This window comes from Streptomyces sp. NPDC043726 (genome assembly GCF_056436565.1).
In genome coordinates this window covers 704,606-717,918 of sequence record NZ_JBWKCI010000002.1, presented here as the reverse complement: position 1 = coordinate 717,918, position 13,313 = coordinate 704,606, and the positions used below count along the sequence as shown (strand labels likewise).

Genomic DNA, 13,313 nt, shown 5'->3' with positions numbered 1-13,313 from the left:
CCTACTCGTTCTCGGCGCGGCTGAGCTTGACGTACGCCGCCGAGAATCCGGCGAGGAGTACGAGCAGGAGCAGGCCGAGGGCCGCCGCGGCACCGTAGTTGTTGAAGTTGAAGGCGTACTGGTAGATCAGGTAGACGACCGTCGTGGTGGAGCCCTCCGGTCCGGCACCGCCGGTCAGCAGGAAGGGTTCGACGAAGACCTGCATCGTCGCGATGATCTGCATGAGCAGCATCAGCGACAGGATCAGCCGGGTCTGCGGGATGGTGACGTACCAGATCTTGCGGAACAGGCCGGCCCCGTCGAGTTCGGCCGCCTCGTACAGCTCGCCGGGGATGCCCTGGAGCGCGGCGAGGTAGATGAGCGCGGCGCCGCCCATGTTCATCCAGGTGGAGGCGATGACGACGGAGAGCATCGACAGGTCCGAGTCCTGCAGCCACTGCTGTTCCGGCAGGCCGAAGAAGCCGAGCATCTCGTTGAGGAGCCCGTAGCCGGGGTCGTAGAGGTACTTGAAGAGCAGCACGGAGGCGACCGGCGGCAGCATCACCGGCAGGTAGACCAGCAGCCGCAGGTAGCCCTTGCCGTGGTGGAACTCGTTGATGACGATCGCGACGACGAACGGCACCGCGAACCCGAGGACGAGTGCCAGGACGGTGAACAGCAGCGTGTTGCGCCATGCCTGCCAGAAGGCGGGGTCGTTGAAGACCGTCTCCAGGTTGTCCAGGCCGACCCATGTGACCTCGCCGCCCTCCGTCTTCTGGAAGGCCAGGAGGAACTCCCTGACCATGGGATACCAGGAGAAGAAGGCGAAGCAGAGGACCGCGCCGATGAGGAAGCCGTGAGCCGTCAGGTTCCGCCGCAGGTGCTTGGCGAAGGATCCGCCGGAGGTCGCGCGGGAGGTCTCGCGCGGCTGGGTGGGGCGGGGAGGTCCCGCCGTGCTCTGGGTCAGGCTGGGGGCCGACATCGATGCTCCTCGGTACTGATGTGCCGTGTCTGTTGCGGGGGCCGGGCCGCGGGGCGGGGCGGCTCCTCACGCCGCCCCGCCCGTCCGGTCACTGGTTGGCCAGGATCTGGTTGACCTGCGACTCCGCGGTGCTGAGGAGCTTGTCGATGTCGGCGTCCTCGTTGGTGAGGATGCCGGACATGACGTTGTCGAGGACCTTGTAGATCTCCTGCGCCTTGGGCGGCTCGGCCTTGCCCGCGACGGGGTTGTCCATGAACGTCTTGAAGTTCTCCACCGGCATCGTGGCGTGCTCGGCACGGGCCGCGTCGTCCTGCGCCTTGGACTCGTTCAGCCAGAAGTTGGGCTGCGGAACACCGACCGGCAGCCCGTCCGCCTTGGTGCGCGCCCAGTCGAACTGGCCCTTGCCCACAGTGAGGTTCTTGAAGTTCAGCCAGGCGATCGCGGCCTTGACCTTGTCGGACGAGATGCCCTTCTTGATCATGTAGCTGTTGCCGCCGGCCAGCGTGGCCTTCTCGCCGGGTATCGGCCCCATGCCGAAGTTCTCGTACTTCGCGCCCAGTTGCTGGGCCATGTAGGCGATGTCGTCGGGCGCGGCAAGGAACATGCCGAGCTTGTCGGTGGCGATCTGCTTCTGCAGGTCGCCCCACTTCAGCAGCTGGGTCTTGCCCATGCTGTCGTCCTGCCAGCGCATGGCGTGCAGGTTCTCGGCGACCTGCTTGCCCAGCTCGTCGTTGAACGCGGCCTTCTTGCCGCTCGCGTCCACGATCTCGCCGCCGATGCTGTACATCTGCGCGGTGAAGTGCCAGCCGCCGGTGTTGCCCGCGCTGTACTCGCCGAATCCGGCGATGCCGTCGCCCAGGTCGGCGATCTTCTTCGCCGCGGTGCGGACCTCCGCCCAGGTGCGCGGCGGGGCGTCGGGGTCGAGGCCGGCGTCCTTGAAGAGCTTGCGGTTGACCAGCAGGCCCATCGTGTAGTTGCTGGTGGGCAGGCCGTAGAGCTTGCCGTCCTGCTTGAGCGTGCCGAGCACGTTCGGGTCGATGTCCTTCAGCGCCGGGACGGTCTTGTCGTTGACGTACGCGGTGATGTCCTCTGCGCCGTCGTGGTCGAGAACCTGGGGCAGGTCGGTGAAGTACGTGTAGAAGACGTCCGGCTGGGACTTGGCCTTCAGCATCGCGGTGAAGCGCGGCGGCTCCAGGCACTGGCCCGGGGTGGAGCGGCCCTCGATGGTGACGTTCGGGTAGGTCTTGTTGAACTCCTTGACGTCCTCCTTCCACTCCTTGAGCTCGGCCGCCTTCGCCGTCGGCGGCATGCAGTCGATGGTGATCGTCACCTTCGTCTTCGGATCCAGCGGGGCGGACGGATCCGACGAGCCGCCTCCCTCGGAAGCACCACCGTCGTTGTCGCTGCTGCTCGTGCCGCAGGCGGCGAGCGCGGTCAGCGTGAGCGCGGAGACGAGGGCGACCGCGCTGGCGCGGCGAGTACGGCGGAACCTGGCACTTCTCATGGGTGGTCCCCTTCGGGCATGAACGTGGAAGGTCACCCCACCACCGGACGGCGGATGCGTTGTGGGGTGCGGCACACTCAACCACCCACCTCAAGTGAACGCAAGATCTCGCGTCGATTTCGTAAATCTCTAACAAGAGGAGGTCAGTTTGCTGTCGATCACTCGTGAGAACGGAGCCGAACTGCACACGAGGTCCGCTGCGATCGTCTCGTTCGCAGGGCTGAGCTGGCCATACGGGCTACGGACGGCGACGCCGAGACGGGCGGGACCCGTGGACCGACGTACGTCAGGAACTCAGAGGCGAGCGGAACCACTTGCGTAGCCGCCGTAGGCGCGGATCCAGGGCCATGCTTCGCCCTCACGGACTGCCGCTGTTCTTGCCGCTGACTGCTCTGCTCTTCCAGGTGCCGCGGAACCGGCGGTTGGTCAGCAGTCGCGAAGGTCAGCTCTCGTCAGGCGCCCTGGGACACGTACATGGAACCCGGCGAGAAGCGCGGCTGCCCGTCTGCTTCATTCATCTCGTTCGAAGTCGGCCTCATTCCGTTCTTCGTCGAGGTCTGCCTGGGCGTGGGTGTAGAGATCGTGCACGAACGTGCGGGCGGCCTCCGGCGAGATGCCGTCGCCCAGCAGGAGCAGACGAGAGGTCCACGAGTCGAGCGGATCGTTCGCTTCAGCCATGAGATATCCCAAAGTTCACGGGCACGTGGTGAGCGACGGGGGCTTACGGGCCCGCCTGCGGCGCTGCCACTGCTTCTCCGTACCATCGTCTCCCCCTGCGCAGCGGTTGCAACCCGGCGCTTGCGTGACCTCTGCCCGTTGGTCACGGCCCTGCATCCCGGGACCTCATTGCGCTCGCGCTCGCGTGGGCCCCGCACCCCTGGGAGTGCGGGGCCCACTCAACGACGGGCTACCGTGCCGTCACCTCCGCCGTCAGGCCCTGCGGAACCTCCGCGTAGCCAGCCGGACGGGTGCTGAACGTGCCCCGGCCCTGGGTGCGTCCGCGCAGGCGGGAGGCGTAGCCGAACAGTTCGGCCAGCGGCACCGTGGCGGTCACGACCGCCGTACCGCCGCGCGTCGTCGACGCCGACACCCGTCCGCGACGCGCCGCCAGGTCGCCCAGAACCGCCCCCACGGAGTCGTCCGGCACGGTCACCGTCACCTCCGCGACCGGCTCCAGCAGCCGCACCACGCAGGCCCGCAGGGCTTGACGCAGACCGAGCCGGCCGGCGGCGCGGAACGCGAGCTCCGAGGAGTCCTTGGTGTGCGTGGCGCCGTCGACGAGGGTGACCTTCACGCCGGTCACCGGATGACCGCCCAGCGGACCCTCCGTCAGCGCGTCCCGGCAGCCGGCCTCGACCGCGCGGACGAACTCCCGCGGCACCCGGCCGCCGACCACCGTCGAAGCGAACGCGAAGCCCTCCGCGGCGTCCGACGGCTCGACGTCCAGCACCACATGGGCGAACTGCCCGGCTCCGCCGTCCTGCTTGACGTGCCGGTACACCAGCCCCGTCGCCCCGCGGACCACGGTCTCCCGGTACGACACCTGCGGGCGGCCCACCGAGACCTCCAGGCCCCGGTTGCGGCGCAGCTTCTCCACCGCCACCTCCAGGTGCAGCTCGCCCAGGCCCGACAGCAGGGTCTGGCCGGTCTCCGGATCGGTCCGCACCACCAGCGACGGATCCTCCTCCGCCAGCCGGGCCAGCGCCGAGGCCAGCCGGTCGGTGTCCTGGCCGAGGCGGGCCTCGACGGCCACCGACACCACCGGGTCGGCGGTGCCGGGCGGTTCCAGCACGAGCGGTGCCAAGGGGGTGCACAGAGTCGTACCGGCACGCGCGGACTTCGGACCGATCACGGCGACGATGTCCCCGGCCATGGCGACGCTCGTCTCGGTGTGCCGGTCGGCCTGCACCCGCAGGATCCGGGCGACCCGTTCGGTGCGCCGCACGCCCATGTCCAGCACGGTGTCCCCCTTTCGCAGTACACCCGAATAGATCCGCAGGTACGTCATCCGGCCGGTGGGCGCCGCCTGCACCTTGAAGGCCAGCGCGGCCAGGGGCGCGGCGGGATCGGCGGCCCGTTCCTGCTCGGTTCCGTCGATCGTGCCGCGCACGGCGGGCACGTCCGCGGGCGAGGGCAGGTAGGCCACCACGGCCTCCAGCAGCGGCTCGATGCCGCGGTTGCGGTACGCCGAACCACAGAGCACCACCACGGCCTCACCCGTGCGGGTCAGATCGCGCAGCGCCGAGCGCAGTGTCGTCTCCGAGACCGCGCCGTCGGCGCAGTACTCCTCCAGCGCCCGCGGGTGCAGTTCGGCGACGGCCTCGTCCAGCGCCCGCCGGCGCCGCAGCGCCTCGGCGCGCAGGTCCTCGGGCACCCGGCGTTCCTCCAACACGCCGGTGTTGCCGGGCCACACCACAGCCCGCATCCGGACCAGGTCGACGATGCCCTCGAACCCCTCCTCGCGGCCGATGGGCACCTGCACCACCAAGGGCGTGACGCCGAGCCGTTCCCGGATCGACGCGACCGCCGTGTCCAGGTCGGCGCCCGCGCGGTCCATCTTGTTCACGAACGCCAAGCGCGGAACCCCGTGCCGGTCGGCCTCCCGCCACACCGCCTCGCTCTGCGGTTCGACGCCGGCGACGGCGTCGAACACCGCCACCGCGCCGTCGAGGACACGCAGCGAGCGCGTCACCTCGTCGGCGAAGTCCACGTGGCCGGGGGTGTCGATGAGGTTGATCCGGTGTCCGTCCCAGTCGCAGCTGACCGCCGCAGCGAAGATGGTGATGCCCCGGTCGCGTTCCTGGGAGTCGAAGTCGGTGACGGTGGTGCCCTCGTGCACCTCGCCCCGCTTGTGAACGGCGCCGGTCAGGAACAGGATCCGCTCGGTCACGGTGGTCTTGCCGGCGTCCACGTGGGCGAGGATGCCAAGGTTGCGGACGGTGTGAAGCGCGCGGAGTGTGAGGTCGGTACGCACGGCCTTGAGGCCCTTCCATGTGTGTCGTGAGTGGTGAAGAGGCAGCGCGATGGGGCGGACGAAGCCCGAGGAACGCGCCCTGCGGCGGCCCGCGACGGGCCAGGACGGCCGGACGGGGGCGGGGCAGGGCTCAGCGACGGTCTTCGACCGGGATCTCCAGTGCCGGCCGCGCGGCGGGCACCGGGCTCACGAAGACACGAGGATCACGTCGAACCGTGCCCAGGGGGCGACGACAGCGATGGCGGTACGCACTGCCGGTCTCCCCTCGCATTTGAACTCGGAACACGTAGCACGCACCGGCCACTTGGGGCCGGACGTGTATGGGGAGTGTAGGGAGCGGGGCGGAAACGGGCGCGGCATTTTTCCCTCATGATCACAGCGGCCCGTCGTGCCCTGGCCGAGCAGGGCACCAGGACGCCGCTGCCCTCCACCGGCAGGCGGCCGGTTCTGAGCCGCGCCCGTCGGGGCGGTCACTGATACTGAGAAAATGGGCAATGTTGGGCGAAGTGCCCCGGCGAGCCAGCGGGGCGACCGGATGCCGCCGAAGGCGGTGCCGCCGGAATCCGGCACTCAGCGGGCCCGTCACGGTGCGGCCGGCCGAGGTGGGCTGTCGTGGCTGAAGCCGCGCAGCGTCGCCGGTCAGGTCTTCCTGCTGCAGCTGGCGGTCGTACTGCTGCTCATCGCCACGGCCGTGGTGGCGCTGGTGATCCAAGACCGCAACCGCGCGATCCAGGAGGCCGCCGACCGGTCCCTGGTGGCCGCCGAGTCGTTCGCGAACGCGCCGGGCACCGCCGAGGCGATGCAGAGCGATGACCCGACGGCCGCACTGCAGCCACATGCCGAAGCGGTACGCGAGCGGACTGACGTCGACTACGTCGTGGCACTGAGTCCCTTCGGCTTCCGGTGGACGCACCCGGACCCGGACCAGATCGGCAAGCACGTCTCCACCTCCTACGACGAGGCACTCGAAGGCGAGCCGCACCAGACCACGTTCGACAGCAGCCTGGGCAAGGCGGTCGACTCCACGGTGGCCGTCTTCGACGAGAAAGGGACCGCGGTCGGCCTCGTCACCGTGGGGGTCACGGTGGACAAGGTGACCAGTGTGGTGGAGCACCAGCTGCCGGTGATCTTCGCCGCCGGCGGGGTCGCGCTACTGCTGGCCGCGGGCGGTTCGGCCCTGGTCAGCGGGCGCCTGCGACGCCAGACGCGGGGTCTGGGGCCGGAGGAGATGACCCGCATGTACGAGCACCACGACGCGGTGCTGCACGCGGTCCGGGAAGGCGTGATCATCCTGGACGGTGACGGAACGCTGCTGCTGGCCAACGACGAGGCCCGCCGGCTGCTCGCACTGCCGCCCAAGGCCGAGGGCAGGCCGGTCACCGGACTCGGGCTGAGCGAGGACCTGGCCGCACTGCTGAGGTCGGGCCGGGCGGCCACGGACAAGGTCTTCCTCGCCGGGGACATCCTCCTCGCGGTCAACGTGCGGCCGGTAGGTCCCAAGGGCGGCAGCGTGGCCACCCTGCGGGACACCACGGAACTGCGAGCCCTCGCGGGCCGGGCGGACCTGGCCGGCGGGCGCCTGCAACTGCTCTACGAGGCCAGCACCCGGATCGGCACCACCCTCGACATCACACGAACCGCCGAGGAGCTGACCGAAGTGGCGGTCCCGCGCTTCGCCGACTTCGCCACCGTCGAGCTGGTGGAGCCCGTGCTGCTCGGCGACGAACCGACGGGTGTGCGTCTGGACATGCGCCGCATCGCCGCCGCGGGCATCCGGGAGGAGATGCCCTTTCAGCCTGTCGGAACGCCCAGGCACTACGTGCCCGGCAACCCCGTGGCCATCGGCATGACCACCGGCCGGCCGGTCCTGGTGGCGCACCTCGCCACGGCCGACGGCTGGCGGGCCCAGGACCCCGAGCAGTCCCAGAAGATCATCGACTTCGGCGTCCACTCCATGATCTCGGTGCCGCTCAAGGCCCGGGGCCAGTTGCTCGGCGTGGTGCAGTTCTGGCGTCTGGAGCAGGACCCCTTCGAGTCGGACGACCTCTCCCCCGCCGAAGAACTCGCCGCGCGGGCGGCCGTATGCATCGACAACGCGCGCCGCTACACCCGCGAGCACACCACGGCCGTCACGCTCCAGCGCAGCCTGCTGCCCGGCGCGCTGCCCGAGCTGTCCGCCCTGGAGGTCGGTCACCGCTACCTGCCGGCCCAAGCGGGGGTGGGCGGCGACTGGTACGACGTCATCCCGCTGCCGGGTGCCCGGGTGGCCCTGGTGGTCGGTGACGTCGTCGGACACGGTCTGCACGCCGCCGCGACGATGGGTCGCCTGAGGACCGCGGTGCACAACTTCGCCGCCCTGGACATGTCCCCGGACGAGCTTCTCGTACGCCTGGACGACCTGATCAGCCGGATCGACGAGGACTCGGCAGCCCAGGGCAAGACCGATGCCGTCACCGGCGCCACCTGTCTGTACGCGGTCTACGATCCGGTCTCCGGGCAGTGTGTTCTCGCCCGGGCCGGTCATCCCGGTCCGGCACTGGTCTCCCCCGACGGCTCCGTGACCTTCCCCGACATCCCCGTCGCCCCACCCCTGGGCGCGGGAGGAGGCCTGCCGGTCGAGACGGCCGAACTGCAGCTGGCCGCCAACAGCCGCCTCGTCCTCTACACCGACGGCCTGATCGAGGCCCGAGGGCGCGACATCGACACGGGGCTCGGCATGCTGGGGCAGGCGCTCGCCGCCACGGACGGCGCCACCCCCGACGACACCTGCACGGCCGTACTCGACGCGATGCTGCGCACCAGATCGCATGACGATGTCGCCCTGCTCGTGGCACGCACCCGGCTCCTCGACCCGGAACAGGTCGCCGAGTGGGACGTGCCCCACGACCCCGCGGCCGTGCCCCGCATCCGCGCCGAGGCCACCCGCAAACTGCAATCCTGGGGGCTCGTCGGGGCCGACTTCACCACCGAGCTGATCCTCAGCGAACTGGTGACGAACGCCATCCGGTACGGCAAGACCCCCATCAGTCTGCGCCTGCTGCACGACCGGGACAGCCTGATCTGCGAGGTCGCCGACGGCACCAGCACCTCCCCGCACCTGCGCCGCGCGACCCTCACCGACGAGGGGGGCCGAGGTCTGTTCCTGGTCGCGCAGCTGTCCCGCCGCTGGGGCACCCGGTACACCGACCGAGGCAAGATCATCTGGGCTGAGCTGGCACTCGACGCCGAAGCCGCCGGAGATCTCGGCGATCTCCTGATGGCGGACCTGTGAGGCAGGACGGGGACCGGCCTTGAGCTGCGTACGCCCGGAGGGTCAGGAGCTGTCCGGGACCGTGAGGTAGGGGATCTTGGCCGGGTCCTCGCCGAAAGCGGCCCCGAGATAGACGGCCGACAGTTTGGTGAGTGTCCCGTCGTCGATCAGCTGCCTGATGATCCGGTCCAGTTCGCCACGGTTGCGCGACCCCATCGGGTACAGGGCGCCGTAACCCTGGTCAGTGCGGTACTGGCCCACGAGGCGCACCTGGTGCTCCTGCTCCTCGGGGTACGCCAGCAGAATGGTCGTGTCATGGACGACGGCGTCGATCCGGCCCTCCTCCAGCGCCGTGACCATCTCCGGGTCGTTGGCGAAGGCGGTGACGGGCTGGGTCGGCTTGAGACGCTCCTCGACGAACTGATCGCCCGTAGTGCCCTCGGCCACTCCGATACGGACGTCCCGGATGTTGTCTTCATTGATGTTCTCGCCGTCCCTGATCAGCACGCCCAGGGTCGAGGAGAGGTAGGGCGGGGAGAACTCGGCGACCTTGCGCCGCTCCGGGGTGATCGTGATCTGCGCCAGGGCCAGGTCGAAGTCCTTGGTCCGGCCCGACACCACCTCGGGGAAGGGCGCGTTCTCCACCTGAACGCGGTCCAGTCCGGACCGGTAGGCGATGTTGGCGGCCATGCAGTACTCGTAGCCGCTCTTCACGGTCTGCGGTGTGGTGCCGTTCCACCAGCCGGGGGCCGGCAGGGTCGTCTTGACCGTGAGAGCGCCCTCGGTCAGGGGTGACAGCTCGAACTCCCCGTATTCACCCGTGACCGAACAGTCGCCGTAGCGGGGTTTCGACGACTCCGCCCCGCCCTGGTCACAAGCCGCTGTCGCGACGATGAGCGTCACGCTGACAGCCCGGGAGACGATCGCTGCCGCGGCGCGCATCCTTGCACCTCCGGTAGGGGCATACTCCTTGAGTCACCATAAATCACCCAGAACGATACGACTGCCGGAGCCACGTCGGGGACCTCCGTGGCGGGCGGTTCGCGGGCGACCCCGGGCGACCGCCGCGCGGCCACCCGAGTCCGCCCTGACGCCTGCCTGACCGCGTCGAGAGAAGGCCGGCTACGCGCCGGGCGGGCGGAGTGTGACGCCCGCGACGATGAGGTCGACGCCGGCGAGGAACTGCTCGCGGTCGTCGTGCTCGAGCCCCTGGTCCGCGACCGCCCGGGTGAAGGGGTAGTCCTCGGGGCTGAGCTGTTTCCATGCCTGTGCGACGGTGTCGAGGTAAGCGCTGCGGTCGGCCTCCGGGCCGATGCCGCGGGCGCGTTCGAGGTTCGCGGCGTTCTGGCCGGCGGCGCCGAGGATGTAGTGCATGAGTGCGGACGTCGCGGTGAACCAGCGGCTCGCGGGCACGTCCAGCGACGCCACCTGCCGGCCGACGGTCTCGAAGATGCGGGTCGCCACCGGGCCCGAAGGGCTGTGCGAGAGCTGAGCGGTGAGCTGGGGGGCGAGCCACGGATGCCTCTCGATCGCGTCGAAGAGGCCGAGGCTGACGGCGTGCAGCCCGCCCCGCGGCGCGGCGGCCAGCGCGAGGGTGACCGCGCGGTCCGTCGCCTCTGCCAGCAACTCACTCTTGTTGGCCACGTGCCAGTAGATCGCCCCCGGACCGGTGGCCAGGCGTTCACTCAGCGCTCGGAAGGTCAGCCCACTCTCCCCTGCCGCGTCCAGCAGGTCGACAGCCGCCTCGACGATCCGCTCGCGGGTGAGTGCGGTGGTGCGGCGCTCGGGCTTCTTGCGCGTCTGTGGTGTCACGCGTCCAGTTTGACATGACTGGAACGTTGTTCCAATCTGGTTGTGGAACGACGTTCCAGTCCTAGCGAAGCGGCTCGCGCCGAACAGCCCTGACGCGGATGAGAAGGAGCAGACATGGCACTGCAGGACCAGCCCGCGTACATCATCAAGATGCGCGCCAAGCCCGGACTCGGCGACAAGCTGTTCGCCCTGGCCACCGAAGGGATGGAGAAGTCGGGAGCCTCCGACCGCTACATCATCGCGCGCGAGGACGCCGACCCGGACGTGCTGTGGAACATGGAAGTGTTCCGCAGCCCCGAGGCGAAGGACGCCTACGAGAACAGCCCGCTCGCCGATGAGCTGCGGGACGAGATCATCGGCCTCCTCGCCGAGCCGCCCATGCGGATCGACGTCCACCCCTACTCGGCTCTGCCCGCCGACCCGGCCTGAGCTGCCTTGCAGCATTCGTGGGTCAGGGCTTGATCAGGACCTTCAGGCTCTTGCGGTCGGCCATGTCCCGGTAACCGCCCGGGACCCCTTCGAGGTCGGTCGTGGCGTCGAAGACCCGCCCCGGCTCGATGGTGCCGTCGAGGATGTCGGGCATCAGTTCCTCGATGTAGGCGCGGACGGGTGCGGGGCCGCCGGCGAGGCGGATGTTGTGGCGGAACAGGCTGCCGAAGCCGATGGGGGCGTCCTCGTACTGGGGCACGCCGACGCGGCTGATCACGCCGCCGGGGCGGACCACGCCGAGGGCCTGCTCGTAGGCGGGCATGTGGCCGACCGCTTCCAGGACCACGTGCGTGCCGTGCCCGCCGGTCAGCTCACGGACGGCTTCGATGCCTTCCTCTCCACGGGCGGCGACCACATCGGTGGCGCCGAACGCGCGGCCCAGGTCGGTGCGCGCCTCGTGCCGGCCCATGAGGATGATCTGCTGTGCGCCGAGCCGCCTGGCCGAGAGGACCGCCAGCAGTCCTACGGCACCGTCGCCGATCACGGTGACGCGGGTGCGTTCGCTGACGCCGCCCGCGACCGCGGCGTGGTAGCCGGTGCCGAAGACGTCGGAGAGGGTCAGCAGGGACGGGATGAGGGCGGAGTCCGCAGCGGCGGGCAGCTTGACCAGGGTTCCGTCGGCGAGCGGGACACGGATGGCCTCGGCCTGGCCGCCCTCTTCCGCCTCGCCGTCCCAGAAGTTGGCCTGCGGGTGGGCGCAGGAGGTGTGCAGGCCCTCGCGGCAGAACGGGCAGGTGTTGTCGGAGATCGCGAACGGGGCGACGACCAGGTCGCCGCGCCGGAGGGTGGTCACCTCCGAGCCGGTGTCCTCGACGACGCCGATGAACTCGTGCCCCATCCGGGCGGGACCGTCCTCGGTTTTCATCGAGGCGTACGGGTGCAGGTCGCTGCCGCAGACGCAGGAGGCGGTGATCCGGACCAGGGCATCGGTCGGGTGCTTGATGACCGGGTCCGGGACGTTCTCCACGCGGACGTCGCCGGCGCCGTACATGAGGGTTGCGCGCATGAGGTGTTCTCCAGTGCGGGAATCGTGGGGTGCGGGTGGTGCTGGCCAATGGTTCCTGGGCGAGTGCGCGTACTGGCCGGTCTCAAGCTTGATCGGCGCGGTCGAAGGGCGCACTCGGAAGGTCCGCCGAGCCGGGCTCCGCGGTTCGCCGGTGGCGGTCGAGGGCGAGGGCGGTGGTGGGGATCAGGGTCAGTGCGGCGATGGCGGTGCCGACCACGGCGGGGCCGGTGGAGCCCATGCCGGAGTCGAGGGCCTGGCCGGCGAGCGAGGAGCCGAGAGCGGTGCCGAGGTTGAACGCCGAGACGGTCAGGGCGGAGGCCAGCGTGGGTGCCGTACCGGCGTAGCGGACGGCCAGCGCCATCAGGACCGGGTTGGCGCCGAGGCCGAAGAAGCCGAGCAGGGCGACCAGGGCCACCGTGGCCGGGGCGGAGCCGGCCAGCACGACGATCGCGAGCAGCAGGAGGGCCGCGCCTGCGGCGGCGGCGAGAGTCACCGAGTGAGGGCGGCGGTCCCCCAGACGGCCGCCGACGATCGAGCCGACGAGGGCACCGAGGCCGAAGCCGGTGAGGACCAGCGGCACCAGACCGGCGGCCAGTCCGGTGCGGTCGGTCAGCAGCGGCGCGATGTAGGAGTACGCGGCCAGGACGCCTCCCGTGGTGGTGGCGCAGGCGGCCAGCACCAGCCACAGGCGGCCTCGGCGCAGCGCGGTCAGCTCGGAGCGGACGGATCCCGCATACGGGGCTCGGCGGTCGTGCGGGACGGTACGGGCGATCAGCGGTACGGCCGCGGCGGAGAGGGCAGCCAGGGCCCAGAACGGGCCGCGCCAGCCCATGAGTTGGCCGGCGAACGCGCCCAGCGGTACGCCGACGACGTTGGCGAGCATGGCGCCGGCCCCGACGAGACCGAGGGCTCGGGCTCCGGCGGCCGGGCCCGCGGCCCGAGTGGCCGCCACGTTGGCCACCGCCCAGAACGCGCCGGTGGCGATCGCGGTGAGGAAGCGGGCCGCGAGCAGCACGGTGAAGCTGGAGCCGACGGCGACGGCGACGTGACCCGCGGCGAACACGCCCAGGGCGAGCATCAGGGTCAGCCGCGTGAGCAGCCGCAGCGTGAGCATGGCCATCAAGGGCGCGCCGACGATCATCCCGATGGCGAAGACCGTGATCAAAAGCCCGGTCCGGGCGACGCTGACCTGCAAGTCTGCCGCGATCTCGGGCAGCAGGCCGGCCACGACGAACTCGGTGGTGCCCATCAGGAAAGTGCCCAGTGCGAGCACGTACACGACGAGCGGAAGCCGGGCGGGTGCCGTCGGCCGAGACC

The 13,313-nt window shown here is 70.3% G+C and carries 10 protein-coding genes; 2 read left to right on the top strand and 8 right to left on the bottom strand.

Going from position 1 to position 13,313, the window contains the following annotated elements; genetic code table 11:
* Position 1 precedes the first annotated feature (1 nt).
* From AC068Z_RS07960 to fusA, 4 genes are all read right to left on the bottom strand, one after another.
* Positions 2–961, bottom strand: a complete 960-nt coding sequence (locus tag AC068Z_RS07960; protein ID WP_478553399.1) for a carbohydrate ABC transporter permease — start codon at positions 959–961, stop codon at positions 2–4.
* Positions 962–1,049: 88 nt separating this feature from the next.
* Positions 1,050–2,465, bottom strand: coding sequence for an extracellular solute-binding protein (locus tag AC068Z_RS07955; protein WP_478553397.1), 1,416 nt, complete (start codon positions 2,463–2,465; stop codon positions 1,050–1,052).
* A gap of 510 nt (positions 2,466–2,975) precedes the next feature.
* Complete coding sequence (locus AC068Z_RS07950; protein ID WP_478553396.1) at positions 2,976–3,143, bottom strand: hypothetical protein; 168 nt, start codon at positions 3,141–3,143, stop codon at positions 2,976–2,978.
* 229 nt (positions 3,144–3,372) lie between these two features.
* On the bottom strand, positions 3,373–5,439 hold the full coding sequence (fusA, locus tag AC068Z_RS07945) for an elongation factor G (protein ID WP_478553394.1): 2,067 nt from the start codon (positions 5,437–5,439) through the stop codon (positions 3,373–3,375).
* A 535-nt stretch (positions 5,440–5,974) separates the two neighbouring features.
* On the opposite strand from fusA, the gene AC068Z_RS07940 reads away from it, so the two are divergent.
* Positions 5,975–8,710, top strand: a complete 2,736-nt coding sequence (locus AC068Z_RS07940) for a SpoIIE family protein phosphatase (RefSeq protein ID WP_478553769.1) — start codon at positions 5,975–5,977, stop codon at positions 8,708–8,710.
* Positions 8,711–8,752: 42 nt separating this feature from the next.
* Here the strand turns inward: AC068Z_RS07940 and AC068Z_RS07935 are convergent, their stop codons facing one another.
* The gene (locus AC068Z_RS07935; RefSeq protein WP_478553393.1) at positions 8,753–9,631 is read right to left on the bottom strand and encodes an ABC transporter substrate-binding protein; all 879 of its coding nucleotides are present in this window, start codon (positions 9,629–9,631) and stop codon (positions 8,753–8,755) included.
* Positions 9,632–9,811: 180 nt separating this feature from the next.
* Positions 9,812–10,501: a TetR/AcrR family transcriptional regulator gene (locus AC068Z_RS07930; protein WP_478553391.1), complete on the bottom strand. Its 690-nt coding sequence runs from the start codon at positions 10,499–10,501 to the stop codon at positions 9,812–9,814.
* Positions 10,502–10,615: 114 nt separating this feature from the next.
* On the opposite strand from AC068Z_RS07930, the gene AC068Z_RS07925 reads away from it, so the two are divergent.
* Positions 10,616–10,930 (top strand): putative quinol monooxygenase, encoded by a 315-nt coding sequence (locus tag AC068Z_RS07925; protein WP_478553389.1) that lies wholly within the window; start codon positions 10,616–10,618, stop codon positions 10,928–10,930.
* A 22-nt stretch (positions 10,931–10,952) separates the two neighbouring features.
* Here AC068Z_RS07925 and AC068Z_RS07920 read toward each other — a convergent pair whose 3' ends face one another.
* Together AC068Z_RS07920 and AC068Z_RS07915 are read right to left on the bottom strand one after the other, a co-directional pair.
* Positions 10,953–11,996, bottom strand: coding sequence for a zinc-binding dehydrogenase (locus tag AC068Z_RS07920; protein ID WP_478553387.1), 1,044 nt, complete (start codon positions 11,994–11,996; stop codon positions 10,953–10,955).
* A gap of 82 nt (positions 11,997–12,078) precedes the next feature.
* Positions 12,079–13,245, bottom strand: a complete 1,167-nt coding sequence (locus AC068Z_RS07915) for an MFS transporter (RefSeq protein WP_478553386.1) — start codon at positions 13,243–13,245, stop codon at positions 12,079–12,081.
* Positions 13,246–13,313 lie beyond the last annotated feature (68 nt).

What these genes read in the sequence shown, in the direction of transcription:
- AC068Z_RS07960 (WP_478553399.1), bottom strand. Translation starts at nt 961, where the DNA reads ATGTCGGCCCCCAGCCTGACCCAGAGCACGGCGGGACCTCCCCGCCCC.
- AC068Z_RS07955 (WP_478553397.1), bottom strand. Translation starts at nt 2,465, where the DNA reads ATGAGAAGTGCCAGGTTCCGCCGTACTCGCCGCGCCAGCGCGGTCGCC.
- AC068Z_RS07950 (WP_478553396.1), bottom strand. Translation starts at nt 3,143, where the DNA reads ATGGCTGAAGCGAACGATCCGCTCGACTCGTGGACCTCTCGTCTGCTC.
- AC068Z_RS07940 (WP_478553769.1), top strand. Translation starts at nt 5,975, where the DNA reads ATGCCGCCGAAGGCGGTGCCGCCGGAATCCGGCACTCAGCGGGCCCGT.
- AC068Z_RS07935 (WP_478553393.1), bottom strand. Translation starts at nt 9,631, where the DNA reads ATGCGCGCCGCGGCAGCGATCGTCTCCCGGGCTGTCAGCGTGACGCTC.
- AC068Z_RS07925 (WP_478553389.1), top strand. Translation starts at nt 10,616, where the DNA reads ATGGCACTGCAGGACCAGCCCGCGTACATCATCAAGATGCGCGCCAAG.
- AC068Z_RS07920 (WP_478553387.1), bottom strand. Translation starts at nt 11,996, where the DNA reads ATGCGCGCAACCCTCATGTACGGCGCCGGCGACGTCCGCGTGGAGAAC.
- AC068Z_RS07915 (WP_478553386.1), bottom strand. Translation starts at nt 13,245, where the DNA reads ATGGGCACCACCGAGTTCGTCGTGGCCGGCCTGCTGCCCGAGATCGCG.